The 14,638-nt window shown below is 67.5% G+C and carries 15 protein-coding genes; 6 read left to right on the top strand and 9 right to left on the bottom strand.

All coding sequences use genetic code 11. The features are described 5' to 3' along the window. Positions 1–20 precede the first annotated feature (20 nt). From sigM to trxA, 4 genes are all read left to right on the top strand, one after another. Positions 21–746 (top strand): RNA polymerase sigma factor SigM, encoded by a 726-nt coding sequence (gene sigM / locus BFN33_RS10110; protein ID WP_069759544.1) that lies wholly within the window; start codon positions 21–23, stop codon positions 744–746. Further along, the gene (locus BFN33_RS10105; protein ID WP_069759543.1) at positions 743–1,642 is read left to right on the top strand and encodes an anti-sigma factor; all 900 of its coding nucleotides are present in this window, start codon (positions 743–745) and stop codon (positions 1,640–1,642) included. Before sigM ends, BFN33_RS10105 begins: the two co-directional genes overlap by 4 nt. Positions 1,643–1,809: 167 nt before the next feature. Continuing rightward, positions 1,810–2,778 (top strand): thioredoxin-disulfide reductase, encoded by a 969-nt coding sequence (gene trxB, locus BFN33_RS10100; RefSeq protein WP_069759542.1) that lies wholly within the window; start codon positions 1,810–1,812, stop codon positions 2,776–2,778. A gap of 44 nt (positions 2,779–2,822) precedes the next feature. Further along, positions 2,823–3,155, top strand: a complete 333-nt coding sequence (gene trxA / locus BFN33_RS10095) for a thioredoxin (RefSeq protein ID WP_007383275.1) — start codon at positions 2,823–2,825, stop codon at positions 3,153–3,155. A gap of 52 nt (positions 3,156–3,207) precedes the next feature. On the opposite strand, the gene BFN33_RS10090 is transcribed toward trxA, so the two are convergent. The 9 genes from BFN33_RS10090 to rpmH all read right to left on the bottom strand — a co-directional run bounded on the left by BFN33_RS10090 (position 3,208) and on the right by rpmH (position 10,118). Continuing rightward, positions 3,208–3,825 carry a GNAT family N-acetyltransferase gene (locus BFN33_RS10090; RefSeq protein WP_069759541.1) on the bottom strand — a complete coding sequence of 206 codons (618 nt, stop codon included), beginning with the start codon at positions 3,823–3,825 and terminating at the stop codon, positions 3,208–3,210. A 320-nt stretch (positions 3,826–4,145) separates the two neighbouring features. Then, positions 4,146–5,246, bottom strand: coding sequence for a ParB/RepB/Spo0J family partition protein (locus BFN33_RS10085; RefSeq protein ID WP_069759540.1), 1,101 nt, complete (start codon positions 5,244–5,246; stop codon positions 4,146–4,148). Continuing rightward, positions 5,243–6,316 (bottom strand): ParA family protein, encoded by a 1,074-nt coding sequence (locus tag BFN33_RS10080; RefSeq protein WP_078935937.1) that lies wholly within the window; start codon positions 6,314–6,316, stop codon positions 5,243–5,245. Before BFN33_RS10080 ends, BFN33_RS10085 begins: the two co-directional genes overlap by 4 nt. A 265-nt stretch (positions 6,317–6,581) precedes the next feature. Beyond that, positions 6,582–7,298, bottom strand: coding sequence for a 16S rRNA (guanine(527)-N(7))-methyltransferase RsmG (gene rsmG, locus BFN33_RS10075; RefSeq protein ID WP_069759539.1), 717 nt, complete (start codon positions 7,296–7,298; stop codon positions 6,582–6,584). Positions 7,299–7,419: 121 nt separating this feature from the next. Beyond that, positions 7,420–7,932, bottom strand: coding sequence for a R3H domain-containing nucleic acid-binding protein (locus tag BFN33_RS10070; RefSeq protein ID WP_069759538.1), 513 nt, complete (start codon positions 7,930–7,932; stop codon positions 7,420–7,422). A 15-nt stretch (positions 7,933–7,947) separates the two neighbouring features. Beyond that, positions 7,948–9,237, bottom strand: coding sequence for a membrane protein insertase YidC (gene yidC / locus BFN33_RS10065; protein WP_069759537.1), 1,290 nt, complete (start codon positions 9,235–9,237; stop codon positions 7,948–7,950). A gap of 3 nt (positions 9,238–9,240) precedes the next feature. After that, on the bottom strand, positions 9,241–9,591 hold the full coding sequence (yidD, locus tag BFN33_RS10060; protein WP_037707204.1) for a membrane protein insertion efficiency factor YidD: 351 nt from the start codon (positions 9,589–9,591) through the stop codon (positions 9,241–9,243). Continuing rightward, complete coding sequence (rnpA, locus tag BFN33_RS49620) at positions 9,588–9,959, bottom strand: ribonuclease P protein component (RefSeq protein ID WP_059208182.1); 372 nt, start codon at positions 9,957–9,959, stop codon at positions 9,588–9,590. The genes yidD and rnpA overlap by 4 nt, the downstream gene beginning before the upstream one ends. Positions 9,960–9,980: 21 nt before the next feature. Then, a complete protein-coding gene (gene rpmH / locus BFN33_RS10050; RefSeq protein ID WP_005482975.1) occupies positions 9,981–10,118 on the bottom strand; it encodes a 50S ribosomal protein L34 in 138 nt (45 codons plus the stop codon). Between the two features lie 383 nt (positions 10,119–10,501). Here rpmH and dnaA point away from each other — a divergent pair, with 383 nt between their 5' ends. Together dnaA and dnaN are read left to right on the top strand one after the other, a co-directional pair. Beyond that, a complete protein-coding gene (gene dnaA, locus BFN33_RS10045; RefSeq protein ID WP_069759536.1) occupies positions 10,502–12,451 on the top strand; it encodes a chromosomal replication initiator protein DnaA in 1,950 nt (649 codons plus the stop codon). Between the two features lie 869 nt (positions 12,452–13,320). Beyond that, positions 13,321–14,451 carry a DNA polymerase III subunit beta gene (dnaN, locus tag BFN33_RS10040; protein WP_062041034.1) on the top strand — a complete coding sequence of 377 codons (1,131 nt, stop codon included), beginning with the start codon at positions 13,321–13,323 and terminating at the stop codon, positions 14,449–14,451. Positions 14,452–14,638 lie beyond the last annotated feature (187 nt).

Below are 14,638 nucleotides of genomic sequence, written 5' to 3'. Positions count from 1 at the left end.
GCACTGAGGGAGGGGGTCCGATGGCAGATGACACCGCGTACGGCGACACCAGCGATCAGGACCTCCTGGCCCTTCACGTAGACGGCGACCCCGACGCCTTCGGTGAGCTCGTGCGGCGGCACCGCGACCGGCTCTGGGCCGTCGCCCTCCGCACGCTCGGAGACCGCGAGGAAGCCGCTGACGCCGTTCAGGACGCCCTTGTGTCCGCCTACCGGGCCGCGCACACGTTCCGGGGCCAGTCCGCGGTCACGACCTGGCTGCACCGGATCACGGTCAACGCCTGCCTTGACCGGGCCAGAAAGGTGGCCTCCCGCAAGACGTCTCCTGTGGACGACACCGAGCGCCTGGAGCAGCTCCTCGAGCCGCACGAGTCCGCTGCGGCGCCCGCAGAGCGCAACGACCTCCACCGCCAGCTCCTGGAGGCCCTCGGCACGCTCCCGCCCGACCAGCGGGCCGCCCTCGTCCTGGTGGACATGCAGGGCTACCCGGTCGCCGAAGCCGCTCGGATGCTCGACGTGCCGACGGGGACGGTGAAGAGCCGCTGCGCGCGAGGCAGAGCCAGACTGCTCCCCCTTCTCACTCATCTGCGGCCGGAAAGAGCCGGAGACGGCAGAGAAGCGGGCGCTGGACGGAACCGGACGCAGGGGACATCCGTCCCACCCGCAGCGGGACCTCCGTCGGAAGGCCCGCCGGATTCGGGATCAAGCGATTCAGCTGCAGTGAAGGGCGGAGGTGGGCGAGCGTGAGTTCCACGACAGACACAGCCGGGCACCCGGACGTCGCGGAGATCTCCGACCTCACCGAAGGCCTCCTCCCCGCCTCCAGGACGGCAGATGTACGTCGCCATCTGGACGAGTGCGAACTCTGTGCGGACGTGCACGCGTCGCTGGAGGAGATCCGCGGACTGCTCGGCACACTGCCGGGCCCACCACAGATGCCGGCCGACGTCGCCGGCCGGATCGACGCCGCCCTCGCTGCGGAAGCTCTCCTGCAGGCAACCGCTCCCGAGGTTGTGAACGCACCGGCGCCGGTCGAGACGACGCATGTTTCACGTGAAACATCGACCACCGTCGCCCGCCCCACGGGACATGCCCGTACTGCCACCACCGGCCCCGGCCGCAAGGACCGCAAGAGGAACGGACGCCGCAAGGTTGCCGTCCTCGGTGCCGTCTTCACGGTCGCCGCACTGGGATTCGGCTCCGTTCTGCTGTCAGCGTTGGACGGCGGCAAGCCGACCGGCGCGGCACACGGACAGGCGACCACCTCCGCCGACACCTTCTCCGCGAGCGGGCTTGAGGAGCAGGTCTCGGAACTTCTCACCGAGAAGAAGAGTGCGAGCAGCGGCGGGTCTCGGGCTCCGCACACCAGCATGGGTGCAAATAACATCCCGGACTCCGGAGATCCCCACATTTTCATGACTCCCGCGGTTCCCCAGTGCATCCAGAAGGGCATCCACAGCAGTGACTCGCCGCTCGCGACCGAGGAGGGCGTCTACAAGGGCACGGACGCGCTTCTCGTCGTGCTGCGAGACCCTTCTGACAGCACCCGGGTCACCGCCTACGTCATGGATGCGTCCTGCGTGAAGAACGCACCGACGGGCACCGCGAAGCTTCTGCTGAAGCAGTCCTACACACGCTCCTGAGCGCTCACGCTTCGTCTCGTTCCTGCGTGGTAATCCGTACGATGTGGCCTCTCCGTGTGCCCGGACACACCGGGAATGCGCGCCCCTTAGGATCCGTTGGGTGGGGTGAGAGTTCTGAGTGGGCTCCACAGGTCCGACGACGCAGTCCAGAGACGAGGAACCAAGCCGTGAGCGACGTCCGTAACGTGATCATCATCGGCTCCGGGCCCGCCGGCTACACGGCGGCGCTCTACACCGCGCGCGCGTCGCTGAAGCCGCTGGTGTTCGAGGGCGCCGTCACCGCCGGCGGCGCGCTGATGAACACCACCGAGGTGGAGAACTTCCCCGGCTTCCAGGACGGCATCATGGGCCCCGAGCTCATGGACAACATGCGCGCCCAGGCCGAGCGCTTCGGTGCCGAACTCGTCCCTGACGACATCGTCAACGTCGACCTGACCGGCGAGATCAAGACCGTCACCGACACCTCGGGCACAGTGCACCGGGCGAAGGCAGTGATCGTCACCACCGGCTCGCAGCACCGCAAGCTCGGCCTCCCGAACGAGGACGCTCTCTCCGGGCGGGGTGTCTCGTGGTGCGCCACCTGTGACGGCTTCTTCTTCAAGGACCAGGACATCGCCGTGATCGGCGGTGGTGATACCGCGATGGAGGAGGCGACCTTCCTCTCCCGCTTCGCCAAGTCCGTGACGATCGTCCACCGTCGTGACACCCTGCGCGCCTCCAAGGCGATGCAGGAGCGCGCCTTCGCCGACCCGAAGATCAAGTTCGTGTGGGACAGCGAGGTCGCCGAGATCCAGGGCGACCCGAAGCTCTCGGGCCTGAAGCTGCGCAACCTCAAGACCGGCGAGCTCTCGGACCTGGCGGTCACCGGCCTGTTCATCGCGATCGGCCACGACCCGCGCACCGAGCTGTTCAAGGGCCAGCTCGAGCTGGACGGCGAGGGCTACCTGAAGGTGGAAGCACCTTCGACCCGCACCAACCTGACCGGTGTCTTCGGCGCCGGTGACGTGGTCGACCACACCTACCGCCAGGCAATCACCGCGGCCGGCACCGGATGCTCCGCCGCTCTCGACGCCGAGCGCTTCCTCGCCGCCCTCGCGGACGAGGAGAAGGCCGAGCCCGAGAAGACCGCTGTCTGACCCCCATCCCGCCCCACCGCACCAACCCAGTTAAGGAGCCCGCCGTGGCCGGCACCCTGAAGAATGTGACCGACGATTCCTTCGAGCAGGACGTCCTGAAGAGCGACAAGCCCGTTCTGGTGGACTTCTGGGCCGCCTGGTGCGGTCCGTGCCGTCAGATCGCGCCGTCCCTCGAGGCGATCGCCGCCGAATACGGCGACAAGATCGAGATCGTCAAGCTCAACATCGACGAGAATCCGGGTACGGCCGCCAAGTACGGCGTCATGTCCATCCCGACGCTGAACGTGTACCAGGGTGGCGAGGTCGCCAAGACCATCGTCGGTGCCAAGCCGAAGGCCGCGATCGTCCGCGACCTCGAGGACTTCATCGCCGAGTGATGTTTCACGTGAAACACGATGGGGCCGGCCCGAAAGGGCCGGCCCCATCGCATTACAGGGGGCGCAGCGCTGGTTCCTTCTGTACCGCCCCCAGAAGCCGGTCCAGTGCCATCTCCACGTCTTCCTTCCACGAGAGCGTGGTGCGCAGTTCCAGCCTCAGTCTCGGATACGCGGGATGGTGCCTGACCGTCTTGAAGCCCACGGCGAGGAGATGGTCCGCGGGAAGCAGGCAGGCGGGCTCTTTCCAGCGAGCGTCGCCGAAGGCCTCGATGGCCTTGAAGCCCCGCTGCAGCAGATCCTTGGCGACCGTCTGCACCATCACCCGGCCCAGTCCCTGTCCCTGATAGCCCGGCATGATGAACGAGGTCATCAACTGGACAGCGTCCGGAGAGACAGGGCTCGTGGGAAACGCCGTCGAGCGGGGAACGTACGCGGGAGGGGCGTAGAGGACGAAGCCGACCGGTACGTCGTCGACGTAGACGACTCGACCGCACGATCCCCAGTCGAGGAGGACGGCGGAGATCCAGGCTTCCTTCTCCAGAGCGGGTGTTCCCGCCTTTACCGCGGCTTCTCCGCTGACGGGGTCCAACTCCCAGAAGACGCACGAGCGGCAACGCCGGGGGAGGTCCGGGAGGTTGTCCAGCGTGAGCGGTACGAGCCGACGCCCCATGAAGGCTGATCCTCGCTTCCTTCGCCCGCCGCGTCGCGGGCTGCCGTCAGAGCGCTCCGTTCCCTGAGCAGGCTGCCGACGAATCCGCCGACCGCCCCCAGTCCCAGGCCCGCGCTCACCAGTCCGCTTCGGCTCATCGTTCGCATGGCCCCTGCCTCTCCTCAGAGGTACTGCCGGGTGGATGTGCCGCACCCATTCGCATCGTATCCACACAGCGATTCCATCGATACCGCCTGAAAGCAAAGAGCGGGTCGTGTCCGGTACACACCGGACACGACCCGCTCTTCATGCCTCGCCCGGGCGGTGCCGCGATGGCAGGCTCAGGCGTCCGTCTCCTCGGTGTCGTCATCCAGCAGGCTCTTCTGCAGAACCGGTCCTTCACCCGGGGCGAGGGAGCTGAGGATGCGCTCGAGGTCCTCCATCGAGGCGAACTCGACCGTGATCTTGCCCTTCTTCTGTCCCAGGTCGACCTTCACCCGTGTCTCGAAGCGGTCCGAGAGACGGGTCGCCAGGTCGGTCAGGGCCGGGGAGACGCGGGCGCCGGCACGTGGCCCCTTGGAGCGTTGAGCGGTCTGCGGCCGCGACCCCATGAGGGTCACGATCTCCTCCACTGCACGCACCGAGAGCCCCTCGGCCACGATCCGGTGCGCCAACCGGTCCTGCTCCTCCGAGTCATCGACGGAGAGCAGCGCCCGGGCATGTCCGGCGGAGAGAACTCCGGCAGCCACCCGGCGCTGGACCGCAGGGGAGAGCTTCAGCAGACGCAGTGTGTTGGAGACCTGCGGGCGGGACCGCCCGATACGGTCCGCCAACTGGTCGTGCGTGCAGTTGAAGTCCTTCAACAACTGGTCGTAGGCGGCTGCCTCTTCCAGCGGGTTCAGCTGAGCACGGTGCAGGTTCTCCAGGAGGGCGTCCAGGAGAAGCTTGTCGTCGTCCGTGGCCCGCACGATCGCCGGGATCGCCTCCAGGCCCGCCTCACGGCATGCCCGCCAGCGCCGCTCGCCCATGATGAGCTCGTAGCGGGCGGGACCCAACTGCCGCACGACGACCGGCTGGAGGAGGCCGACCTCCTGGATGGAGGTGACCAGTTCCTGAAGGGCGTCCTCGTCGAAGACCTCACGCGGCTGGCGCGGGTTCGGCGTGATGGAGTCGAGAGGGAGCTCCGCGAAGTGGGCGCCCATGGGAGGCGCGGGCGCCTCCGCGTAGCCGTTGAGTGACGACTCCTCGGTTTCATGTGAAACAGGCGGCAGCGTAGCCACCTTCGCCGCGGCCACCCCGCGGTCGGTCGTCAGCACCGGGAGAGCCGTCGGGGAGGCGGAACCCGCGCCCCCCATCGCCGCCGGGGTCGGCGTCTTCTCTGTCGGGGCAGCGGGGATCAATGCGCCGAGCCCACGGCCCAAACCCCTCCGTCGCTCGCTCACTGGATCCCCTCCACCATGCTCGGGTTGCTCTGTGCGCCGATGTGCGCCTGAGTCGGGTCATAGCTGACGCCGACTCCCTTCAACGCGATCTCTCGCGCCGCCTCAAGATAGGACAGGGCACCGCTCGATCCGGGATCGTAGGTCAGCACCGTCTGTCCATAGCTCGGCGCCTCGGAGATACGGACCGAGCGAGGAATGCTCGTCCGTAGCACCTCGTCGCCGAAGTGGGTGCGCACCTCGTCCGCGACCTGGGACGCAAGGCGCGTCCGGCCGTCGTACATGGTGAGCAGGATCGTCGATACGTGCAAGGTGGGATTGAGGTGACCCCGCACCAGGTCGACGTTACGCAGCAGCTGGCCCAGGCCCTCCAGCGCGTAGTACTCGCACTGGATCGGGATGAGGACCTCCGCACCAGCCACCAGCGCGTTGACCGTCAACAGGCCAAGTGAGGGCGGGCAGTCGATGAGGATGTAGTCCAACGGCTGCTCGTACGCCTGGATCGCCCGTTGCAGTCGGCTCTCACGTGCCACCAGGGACACCAGCTCGATCTCCGCACCGGCGAGATCGATCGTGGCGGGGGCGCAGAAGAGCCCTTCGACATCAGGGACCGGCTGGACCACCTCGGCCAGCGGCCTGCTCTCGACCAGGACGTCGTAGATCGACGGGACTTCGGCGTGATGGTCTATGCCCAGCGCGGTGGAAGCGTTGCCCTGGGGGTCGAGGTCGATCACCAGGACTCGGCCGCCGTGCAGAGCTAGCGAAGCGGCAAGGTTGACGGTCGTCGTCGTCTTGCCCACCCCGCCCTTCTGGTTGGCGACGACCATGATCCGGGTCTGCTCGGGCCGTGGCAGGCCCTCGCCGGCACGGCCCAAAGCCTCTACCGCAAGTTGGGCAGCACGACCGATCGGAGTGTCGTCCATCGGGGGCGGTGTTTCACGTGAAACATCCTCCCCCATCGACTCGGTTCGGGGACCGGGGACCGGATCGGTCATCGGTCCCGCGATGTTGGCGTCGGACCGCAAGGATTCACTCTCCTCGACTTCAGGCTCGCAATGAACAGAGCCTCCCATGCCATCGGGGTCGTGAACCAGTGAGGCCTGTTGTTCTGTGGAGAAATCCACCTCTGTGGACAACTCCGTTACCTCTCCGAGTGACCCAAGAGGCTTTCGGTCCCGGGGTTCGGCCGCGGCGCGGCCCCGGCTGATGATGCCGTGCAGCAGTGAGCGACGTTTCACGTGAAACACGATGCAGGGCGATCGTGCCCGTTCTGCCGCGACACTCCGGCATGTAGAGGTTCGGCAGCTTGTGTGGAGTACGTCTCGCCGTCAGGTGGGATCAGCGACGTCGACGAGTGCGGCCGGTACGGGCCGCCTTGGCGCGCTTGGCCGCGAAACGCACACCGCCGGGACTCTCCCCGACCTCGACCCTCACCACCGTGGACAACGGGTCGACCACACCCTCACCCACATGCAGGATGGAGGTCTCCACGGCGCCGAGCTTGCTCAGGGCCGTACCTGCCGCCTTGAGCTCCTCTTCCGCGGTGTCGCCCTTCAGCGCGAGCATCTCGCCGTAGGGACGCAGCAGCGGGACGCCCCACGTCGCCAGTCGGTCGAGCGGAGCCACGGCCCTCGCTGTCACCACATGCACGGGGGTCAGCTTGCCCATGACCTCCTCGGCACGGCCACGCACGACCGTCACATGGTCCAGGCCCAGCAGCTCCACGACCTCGGTCAGGAAGGTGGTGCGGCGCAGCAACGGTTCCAGCAGCGTGATCTTCAGATCCTCGCGTACGAGGGCCAGGGGGATGCCGGGCAGACCGGCACCGGAGCCGACGTCGCAGACCGTCACGCCCTCGGGAACCACCTCCGAGAGCACCGCGCAGTTCAGCAGATGCCGCTCCCAGAGGCGGGGCACTTCACGCGGGCCGATGAGACCGCGCTGCACCCCCGCCTCGGCGAGCAGCTCCGCGTAGCGAACCGCGTCGTCGAAGCGATCGCCGAACACCTCACGCGCCTGCTCAGGCGCAGGCGGGAGCTCCGCTGCCTCCGTCACGGGGAACCGTCCTTCCGTACCGCATCAGCGCACGTGCGCCGACAACCAGAACTATCAGGCTGACAAGGTTCGGCCCCGCCTGCTCTACAGACAGACGGGGCCGGAGGAACGTACGGGCCGATCAGGCGGGAAGCACGACGACGAAGCGCTGCGGCTCCTCGCCCTCGGACTCGCTGCGCAGGCCGGCGGCCTTGACCGCGTCGTGCACGACCTTGCGCTCGAACGGCGTCATGGGCGCGAGCTTCACGGATTCGCCGGTGTTCTTGACCTCGGCGGCGGCCTTGGCACCCAGCTCGGAGAGCTCGGCGCGCTTCTTGGCCCGGTAACCGCCGATGTCCAGCATCAGCCGACTGCGGTCCCCGGTCTCCCGGTGCACGGCCAGGCGGGTGAGCTCCTGTAGGGCTTCCAGCACCTCGCCGTCCCGGCCGACCAGCTTCTGCAGGTCGCGGCCGCCCGCGTCGCTGATGATCGAGACAGCGGCGCGGTCGGCCTCGACGTCCATGTCGATGTCGCCGTCGAGATCGGCGATGTCGAGCAGACCCTCGAGATAGTCCGCCGCGATCTCGCCCTCCTGCTCGAGGCGGGTCAGGGTGTCTGCACCGTCGGCAGCGGCGGAGGTGGTGCCTTCCGTCACGGGATGGACTCCTTCTTACTTCTTGGACGGGGACTTGGGCCGCTGCGGACCCTTGCGCTGTCCGGACTGGGCCTTGCTGCGGGTACCGCCGCCGGGCTGCTTCTTGACGGGTGCGGCGGGCTTGGCGTCCTCGGGCTCGTCGGACTTGCTCAGCGAGATCGGCTCCGACGACGAGGCGTCACCGGCCGCCTTACCACCCGTGGCCGCCGCACCGCCCGACTGCCGCTGGGACTTGCTCTGCCGCTTGGGCTGCTGACGCTTGGGGGCTGCCGCGCTGGTCGACGTGCCGTCCTCGGTCTGGACCGCGGCCTGGGCCTCACTCTGGATCACGGAGCCGTCGGCCTGGGCCGCCAGGCCGGCCTTGTTCAGACCGTTGATGAACTTGCGCTCGAACTCGTTGCGGTCGCGGCCCTTGGCGACGATCGCCTTGATGATGGTGCGCTCGCTGCGCTTGCGGGCCTTGCCGTGGTTCGTGACGTGGTGGGTGAGGCGCTCCAGGTAGGCGGCCTGGGCCTTGGAACCCGGCGTCGGGTTGTTGCGGATGACGTACATCTGCTGGCCCATGGTCCACACGTTGGTGGTCAGCCAGTAGACGAGGACACCGACCGGGAAGTTGATGCCGAAGACGGCGAACATGAGCGGGAAGACGTACATCAGCATCTTCTGCTGCTGCATGAACGGCGTCTTGACCGTGGTGTCGACGTTCTTCGTCATCAGCTGGCGCTGCGTGTAGAACTGCGACGCCGACATCATGACGATCATGACCGCAGTGACGACCCGCACATCGGTGACCGTGGCGCCCAGAGCCTGGACGGTGGCGGAGCCGTCCTTGAACTTCGCGGCGAGCGGGGCGCCGAAGATGTGTGCCTTACGGGCGCTGGCCAGCAGCGAGTCGTTGATGACACCGATGGTGTCGCCCGTCGCGATGCCGTTGAGCACGTGATACAGGGCGAAGAAGAACGGGGACTGCGCCAGGATGGGAAGGCACGAGGAGAGCGGGTTGGTGCCCGTCTCCTTGTACAGCTTCATCATCTCTTCGGACTGACGCTGTTTGTCGTTCTTGTAGCGCTCCTGGATCTTCTTCATCTCGGGCTGGAGCGTCTGCATGGCCCGCGTCGACTTGATCTGCTTCACGAAGAGCGGGATCAGGCAGATACGGATCAGGATCACGAGGGACACGATCGACAGGCCCCAGGCCCACCCGGTGTCAGGGCCGAAGATCTTGCCGTACACCGTGTGGAACTGGACGATGACCCAGGAGACGGGTGTCGTGATGAAGCTGAAAAGACTGGCAATCGTGTCCACTAATCATGCTCCTTGGGCATGGGACGGAGTCTCTGCGGCCGGGCTCGAAGGAGTCTGTCCCTCGGTGGCCGAGGCGGCGGAGGGCCCGCCCCTACGTGCACGCCAGGCGTTACGCAGCATTTCGTGCCACCGCGGACGCTTGCGCGGCGGGACATGGTCCACACCGCCCAGCGACCACGGATTGCACCGCAGGATGCGCCAGGCGGTGAGTGCCGTTCCCTTGATCGCACCGTGCCGGTCGATGGCCTGGTAGCCGTAGTGGGAGCACGACGGGTAGTACTTGCACACCGGCCCCAGCAGCGGGCTGATGGTCCACTGGTACAGCTTGATCAGCGCCAGCAACGGGTACTTCATCGTGCGCCCCCTCCCAGCAGCCGCTGAACGGCGGCATCCAGGTCTCGGGCCAGCTGTTCGTGATCGGCGTCGCCCGCCTCGGGCAGCGCTCGTACGACTACCAGGCTACCGGGGGGAAACAGAGCGACCCTGTCGCGCATCAGATGACGCAGTCTGCGCTTCACCTTGTTGCGTACGACCGCGCCGCCCACGGCCTTGCTCACGACGAAACCCGCACGCGTCGGGGGAGCGCTCTCCCCAGGCGCGTGCGGGTCCGTGGCACCGCTACGAAAATGGACGACGAGGGACGGGCGTCCGGCCCGGCGCCCTCGTCGTACTGCGGTCGCGAAGTCCTCGCGCCGCCTCAGCCGGTTCTCGGTGGGCAGCACGACGGCATGACCTGACCGGGATCAGGCGGACAGGCTGGCGCGACCCTTGCTGCGGCGGTTCGCCAGAATCGCGCGCCCGGCACGGGTACGCATCCGCAGACGGAAGCCGTGGGTCTTCGCACGACGACGGTTGTTCGGCTGGAAGGTGCGCTTGCTCACTCGGGGGCTCCAGAAATAAATCGGTGGTTGCGGGTGCCGTCCTGGCTGTCACCGTGCGCCCACGAGTAGCTCGCAGTAACGCCCGAGTGCACCGCTTCCCGATCACCCGAAGCGATCTGTGCCCATCGGAGGCAGGCGGCAGCAGCCATCGACAACTCGACCTGGTTACGGTACGCGCGGCTGCGCCATCCGGTCAAACCAGTGGTCACCAGGAGACACTATCCACAGGCTGGGGACAACAACTTGAACCGCACCCGTCGCCCTGACTACCGTGGCTGAACTCCGATTCGTTCCGTTGACCCCTCTGTTTCGGCTCCACCCCATTTGAATCCCAACTCGTCCCACAACCACACGTTCGTGGGACCCGCGAGAGAGCGTGCCCTGTGGCTGACGTACCTGCCGATCTTGCCGCAGTGTGGCCACGCGTACTCGAGCAGCTTCTCGGCGAGGGCCGCGTCCAGGGTGTGGAGGCGAAGGACGAGCACTGGATCCGGCGCTGCCAGCCGCTGGCGCTGGTCGCCGACACCGCTCTGCTCGCCGTACCGAACGAATTTGCGAAAGGCGTACTGGAGGGCCGGCTGGCCCCTGCGGTCAGCGAGACGCTGAGCCGCGAGTGCGGTCGTCCGATCCGTATCGCGATCACGGTCGACGACTCCGCGGGCGAGCCCCAGGCACCGCCCGCGCCTCCCGCCCCCCGGCCCCAGTCGCGCTACGAGGAGCCGGAGCTTCCCTCCGGCCAGTACGACAACCAGTACGAGGGCTACGGCCGTCACCGCGCCGACGACTCCCGTCCCAACCGCGGCGAGCAGCGCCCCGGGCAGGGCGATCACGCGCCCCGCCCCGACCAGCTCCCGACCGCCCGCCCCACCTACCCCTCGGAGTACCAGCGCCCCGAGCCCGGCGCCTGGCCGCGGCCGCCACAGGACGAGTACAGCTGGCAGCAACAGCGGCTCGGCTTCCCGGAGCGCGACCCGTACGCGTCGCCGTCGCAGGAGCCGTATCCGCAGGAGTCGTACGGCCCCCCGTCGCAGGACTACCGCCCGCAGCATGTGGAGCGCCCGTCCTACGACAGTCCGCGCCGCGACTACGACGAGCGGCCGGACTACGACAAACCGCGTTCCGACTACGACCAGCCCCGGTCCGACTACAGCCAGCGCGACACCCGCCGGGACCTGCCCGATCCCCCGCCCGGCTCCGGACACGTGCATCGCGGCGGCCCGGTCGGCTCCAGCCTGCCCACCACCGGCGCTCCCGGTCCGCTCGCCGCGCAGCCCGCGCCGGCGACCGGCCCCGGTGAGCCCACCGCGCGGCTGAACCCTAAGTACCTCTTTGACACCTTCGTCATCGGCGCCTCCAACCGCTTCGCCCACGCGGCCGCGGTGGCGGTCGCCGAGGCGCCCGCCAAGGCCTACAACCCCCTCTTCATCTACGGGGAGTCGGGACTCGGCAAGACCCACCTGCTGCACGCGATCGGGCACTACGCGCGCAGCCTGTATCCCGGCACGCGCGTGCGGTACGTGAGCTCGGAGGAGTTCACCAACGAGTTCATCAACTCCATCCGCGACGGCAAGGGCGACAGCTTCCGCAAGCGCTACCGCGAGATGGACATCCTGCTCGTCGACGACATCCAGTTCCTCGCGGACAAGGAGTCGACGCAGGAGGAGTTCTTCCACACCTTCAACACGCTCCACAACGCGAACAAGCAGATCGTCCTGTCCAGCGACCGGCCGCCCAAGCAGCTGGTGACACTGGAGGACCGGCTGCGGAACCGTTTCGAATGGGGTCTGATCACCGACGTCCAGCCGCCCGAGCTGGAGACGCGGATCGCGATCCTGCGCAAGAAGGCGGTGCAGGAGCAGCTCAACGCCCCACCCGAGGTCCTGGAGTTCATCGCCTCCCGGATCTCGCGCAACATCCGCGAGCTGGAGGGCGCGCTGATCCGGGTGACGGCGTTCGCGTCGCTCAACCGGCAGCCGGTCGATCTGGGCCTGACCGAGATCGTCCTCAAGGACCTGATCCCCGGCGGCGAGGACTCGGCCCCGGAGATCACCTCCACGGCCATCATGAGCGCCACGGCGGACTACTTCGGCCTGACCGTCGAGGACCTGTGCGGCACCTCGCGCGGGCGGGCGCTCGTCACGGCCCGCCAGATCGCCATGTACCTGTGCCGCGAGCTGACGGATCTGTCGCTGCCGAAGATCGGCGCGCTGTTCGGCGGCCGCGACCACACCACGGTCATGCACGCCGACCGCAAGATCCGCAATCTGATGGCCGAGCGGCGCTCCATCTACAACCAGGTCACCGAGCTGACGAACCGCATCAAGAACGGCTGACCGAGGCAGAGTTACGACGGTTTCGACGCTGAAGGGCGCCGCTGGGACGAGATCCCGGAGGCGCCCTTCTTCATGCCGCCGTAGCCGGCTGTTCGATTCCCCGCCGGGTTACGGCCTCTCTCCACAGATCCGGTGACTTTCTCCCGTCCACATCCTGGGGACTGCGAAGTTGTCCAGAACACGGTCCACAGGCTCCCTGCCGAAGGACCATCACACCAGGTCAGGTGGCTGTGGATTCGTGGACGAACGATCTCCACAGACTGTGGACAACGAGAAGATCCACAGGCTGTGCACCGAGTTGTCCACCGCCAACCCACAGGCCGGGGTCGGTTGTCCCCAGCGATCAGCGAGTTCTCCACATGCCTGTCCACTGTTCGGCAACGCGACGCGCCTGATCACCGGGTCGAGTGAAAGGCGTCACACGAAGGTGCCGGGTTGGGCTGTGGGAAACGTGGGTAAAGCTGGGGACGGCCCTGGGGAGAACTCACCTCAGGCTGTGCACGGAGTGTGCAGAACTTTCTGTTCTCCACAGATACGGCAAGTTGTCCACCGCCTCCGCCCACAGGGCCAGTGGACAAAATTTGCCCTCTGAGCTGGGAAAACGGGGTTATCCACGGTATCCACAGCCCCTACTACTACTCCCAACTAGAGAGAGCTGGGAATCCGTTTCGAAGTGGGGCCTGTGCACAACTCGCTGTCCGGCTCCCGACTGCCCCTCGTCACGACTTGACCCCGATAGGCACCTACTGTCAGTGGGGTGCGTCAGACTGTTCCCCGGTGTCCTTCCCGGCACAGGGACCGACGACACCGAGACAGACGACGAAGCCAGGCAGGCCGAGCAGCGCCGGCAACAGCAGGAGGCGGCAACAGTGAAGATCCGGGTGGAACGCGACGTACTCGCGGAGGCAGTGGCCTGGGCGGCGCGCAGCCTCCCGGCCCGTCCGCCGGCGCCTGTCCTCGCCGGCCTTCTCCTGAAGGCCGAGGAAGGCCAGCTGAGCCTGTCCAGCTTCGACTACGAGGTCTCCGCGCGGGTGTCGGTGGAGGCCGAGGTCGAGGAGACGGGCACGGTGCTGGTCTCCGGCCGTCTGCTCGCCGACATCTGCCGCGCCCTTCCCAACCGTCCGGTGGAGATTTCCACAGACGGTGTACGGGCCACGGTGGTCTGTGGCTCCTCGCGATTCACACTCCACACCCTGCCTGTGGAGGAGTACCCGGCGCTGCCGCAGATGCCGAGCGCGACCGGCACCGTCCCCGGTGAGGTCTTCGCCTCCGCCGCCGCCCAGGTGGCCATCGCCGCGGGGCGTGACGACACGCTTCCCGTCCTGACCGGTGTGCGCATCGAGATCGAGGGCGACACCGTCACGCTGGCGTCCACCGACCGCTACCGCTTCGCCGTCCGCGAGTTCCTGTGGAAGCCGGAGAACCCCGAGGCGTCCGCGGTCGCCCTGGTGCCCGCCAAGACGCTCCTGGACACCGCCAAGGCGCTCACGAGCGGCGACAGCGTCATCCTCGCGCTGTCCGGTTCGGGCGCGGGCGAGGGGCTGATCGGCTTCGAGGGCGCGGGCCGCCGTACGACCACGCGTCTGCTCGAAGGCGACCTGCCGAAGTACCGCTCGCTGTTCCCGACGGAGTTCAACTCCATCGCCGTGATCGAGACCGCCCCCTTCGTGGAGGCCGTCAAGCGTGTGGCCCTGGTCGCTGAGCGAAACACCCCGGTGCGGCTGAGCTTCGAGCAGGGAGTGCTGATCCTGGAGGCCGGCTCCAGCGACGACGCACAGGCTGTGGAAAGGGTGGACGCACAGCTGGAGGGCGACGACGTCTCGATCGCCTTCAACCCGACCTTCCTGCTGGACGGCCTGAGCGCCATCGACTCCCCGGTGGCCCAGCTGTCCTTCACGACGTCCACCAAGCCCGCGCTGCTGAGCGGCAAGCCGGCTCTGGACGCCGAAGCGGACGAGGCCTACAAGTACCTGATCATGCCGGTGCGGCTGAGCGGGTGACCATGCCGACCGGCTTGGGCTGGACGGCTGCTGGGGGTGTGGGGGTCGTCCCCCACAAGATCGCAGTATGCCGGTGCGCCTCAGCGGCTGAGTCAAAGCCCCAGGTGGGGGCATACGTTTGAGCGCGTATGCCCACAGGTGTGCGTGAGCGTCCGGGTTTAGGCTCGTACGTGGGTACGAGAGTGCT

It is taken from the genome of Streptomyces sp. LUP47B, from assembly GCF_001746295.1.
Classification (GTDB): domain Bacteria; phylum Actinomycetota; class Actinomycetes; order Streptomycetales; family Streptomycetaceae; genus Streptomyces.
The sequence above is the reverse complement of the archived record's forward strand: the minus strand, read 5'-3'. Positions and strand labels throughout refer to the sequence as shown.

What these genes read in the sequence shown, in the direction of transcription:
- sigM (WP_069759544.1), top strand. Translation starts at nt 21, where the DNA reads ATGGCAGATGACACCGCGTACGGCGACACCAGCGATCAGGACCTCCTG.
- yidD (WP_037707204.1), bottom strand. Translation starts at nt 9,591, where the DNA reads ATGAAGTACCCGTTGCTGGCGCTGATCAAGCTGTACCAGTGGACCATC.
- BFN33_RS10090 (WP_069759541.1), bottom strand. Translation starts at nt 3,825, where the DNA reads ATGGGGCGTCGGCTCGTACCGCTCACGCTGGACAACCTCCCGGACCTC.
- BFN33_RS10080 (WP_078935937.1), bottom strand. Translation starts at nt 6,316, where the DNA reads ATGGGAGGCTCTGTTCATTGCGAGCCTGAAGTCGAGGAGAGTGAATCC.